General features: G+C 71.8%; 3 protein-coding genes. All 3 read right to left on the reverse strand.

The features are described from left to right. Positions 1-83 precede the first annotated feature (83 nt). The 3 genes from tnpC to tnpA are packed head-to-tail and all read right to left on the reverse strand — an operon-like array spanning position 84 to position 2,335. Positions 84-1,592, reverse strand: a complete 1,509-nt coding sequence (gene tnpC / locus D7Y13_RS40835) for an IS66 family transposase (protein ID WP_120586167.1) — start codon at positions 1,590-1,592, stop codon at positions 84-86. Positions 1,593-1,650: 58 nt separating this feature from the next. Beyond that, positions 1,651-2,016 (reverse strand): IS66 family insertion sequence element accessory protein TnpB, encoded by a 366-nt coding sequence (gene tnpB, locus D7Y13_RS40840; RefSeq protein ID WP_120586165.1) that lies wholly within the window; start codon positions 2,014-2,016, stop codon positions 1,651-1,653. Between the two features lie 4 nt (positions 2,017-2,020). After that, positions 2,021-2,335 (reverse strand): IS66 family insertion sequence element accessory protein TnpA, encoded by a 315-nt coding sequence (gene tnpA / locus D7Y13_RS40845; protein ID WP_120586166.1) that lies wholly within the window; start codon positions 2,333-2,335, stop codon positions 2,021-2,023. Between the last annotated feature and the right edge of the window lie 70 nt (positions 2,336-2,405).

Genomic DNA, 2,405 nt, shown 5'->3' on the forward strand with positions numbered 1-2,405 from the left:
GTAACCGTCCGGCCAGTGACGTGCCGGGACGCTTGAAGACAGGCCCCGGCCGTGCTCGGCGAGCGCCGCGAGGAGTGAGCTGTTCAGGGACTGGGCTGGAGGGGTGACTCGGGCGGGTCGGCGGTGCGTCGCCGCCTCCACTCGTGGGGCAGCAGTTCGCTGATGCGGGCGTTCGGGTGCGTCTGGACGCGAAGCAGCACGTCGGCCAGGTACTCCTCGGGATTGACGCCGTTGGCCTCGCAGGTGGCGACCAGGGCGTAGAGGCCGGCGAGATTCTCCCCCGCGGCCTCATGGCCGACGAAGAGAAAGTTTTTACGGCCCAAGGCTGCCTTGCGCAGCGCCGCCTCGGAGCGGTTGTTGTCCAGGGGCAGGCGCGCGTCGGAAGAGAATCGCGTCAGGGCGTCCCATTGCTTCAGGGCGTAGGAGAGGGCCTGGCCCATGGGGCCCTTGGGCAGGTGGCGCGGAGTCTGCGATTCCATCCACGCACGCAGCGCCGTGAGGACGGGGAGGCTCTGCTGCTGGCGCAGCTCGCGGTGCGCGTCGGTGCGCACGACGGCCGCGTCGCGAGCCAGGGCTTCCACGCGGTAGAGGGCGAGGATGAAGTCCAGGGCCTGGCGGGCTTCGGGCGCGGTGGGGAGCGCCTCGAAGAAGCGGCGACGTACGTGCGCCCAGCACCCGACGCGGCTTCTCCCCTCGGGCAGCGTCACCGCGTTGTAGCCCGTATAGGCATCCACCACGAGGGCGCCCCGGGTGCCGCCCAGGACTTCCTTCGGCGTCGTGCTGGCCCGGCCCAGGCTGAAGCGGTAGCCCAGCAGCCACTCACCCGCGGGCGTCTGGGTGAGGAAAGTCCAGAGGTAGCCCTGGCGCGTCTTCTTCACGTCCAGCACCCGCAGCGGCGTCTCGTCGGCCCACACCACGTCGGCGGCGGCAATGACTTGCAAGAGGTGCGTAGAGAGAGGCAGCAGCACCGAGGCGGACTGGTGGAAGAGGTCCGTCAGGGTGCTGCGACTCATGGGCACGCCGCTTCTCTCCACCCGCTGGGCCAGCCGGTGCAGTGGCATCGCGTCGGCGCACTTGGAAACCACGACGTGGGCCAGGAAGCCGGGGCCGTACTCGCCCCGGTCCACCACCCGGGCCGGAGGCGGGGCGGTGACGACGCCCCGGCCGCATGCGCACGCGAGGACTTCCTGCACGTGCACCTGCTTCTCGAAGCGGGCCGGCACGTACTCGTACACCCCCGAGGTGCGGCCCTGGCCCAGCGGCTTCAAGTCCTCGCTGCCGCACGCCGGGCAGTGGCGCTCCTCGGCAGGCACCGCGTGGCGAATCTCCCGCGCCGGGGCCTCCTCGGCCTTGCGGGCGGCTCGCTGCTGGCGCTTCTGCTTCGCGGCCTCGGCCCGGGCCGCCGTCGAATCCGCGTCCCCTCGCAGCTCAGTCGCCACTGTCGGCAGCTTCTCCGCCCTGCGGCCGAAGACGTGGCGCTGCAGGGCCGCAAGCTGCCCCTTGAGGGCGTCCACCTCCCCGCCAATGCGGCTCACCTCGGCCTTGAGCTCCTCGGCCTCCTCGCGCCAGGGGCAGAAGTGATTCTCAGGCAACTCGCGGGGCACCCTGCCTCAACACGCCTGCGCCGCGCCGCGTCCCGGGCCAGGCTCGTCAGGTGCCCGTGCGCCCGGGAGGCGTCCAGGCGGGCTGGCGCCTCACCTGGGCCACGTCGATGCCGTCCAGCAGCATCGCCAACTGCGTGGCGTCCAGCGTCACCGCCTGCGCGCCCGCGTCCACCGGCGGCAGCCGGAAGCGGCCCGTCTCCAGCCGCTTGTACAGCAGCACGAAGCCGCCCCGGCTCCACGTCAGCACCTTGATGCGGTCGCCCTTGCGCGAGACGAAGGCGAAGAGGTGCCCCGAGTAGACGTCCTCGCCCCACGCCGTGCGCACCAGCGCCATGAGGCCATCAATCGACTTGCGCATGTCCACCGGCTCCACCGCCAGCACCACGCGCACCGACGCAGGCAGGGCGAACATCCTCTCACCGCCCCAGCGCCGCGATGAGCCGGGCCACGTACCCCACGTCGGTGCCCACGGCGAATCGCACCCGTGCCCCGCTCGCGGCCACCACCTCCAGCTGGGACTCCGGCGCCTCGGGGGTGCTCGCCACCTGCACCGGCAACAGCCGCACGGCTTCCGCTCGCGACGGCGCGCTCCGCCGATGCCGGTACACCCACGACTGCAACGTGCTCAGGCGCACGCCCCGCGCCGACGCGAACTCCCGCTGCGTCTGCCCGCTCGCCTCGAATGCTTCTGCAATCCGCGTCCACTCCGGCTTCTCCACCTGCTTCGCCATGCCCGGAAGCGTCCGCCGCTCGCCGCTACCCCGGCAATCCCTCACGGCACGTCGTTGGCCGGACGGTTAC

Origin of the sequence: Corallococcus praedator (assembly GCF_003612125.1) — a bacterium.
GTDB lineage: Bacteria > Myxococcota > Myxococcia > Myxococcales > Myxococcaceae > Corallococcus > Corallococcus praedator.

Coding starts and splice junctions, on each gene's coding strand:
- tnpB (WP_120586165.1), bottom strand. CDS start 2,016: ATGTTCGCCCTGCCTGCGTCGGTGCGCGTGGTGCTGGCGGTGGAGCCG.
- tnpA (WP_120586166.1), bottom strand. CDS start 2,335: ATGGCGAAGCAGGTGGAGAAGCCGGAGTGGACGCGGATTGCAGAAGCA.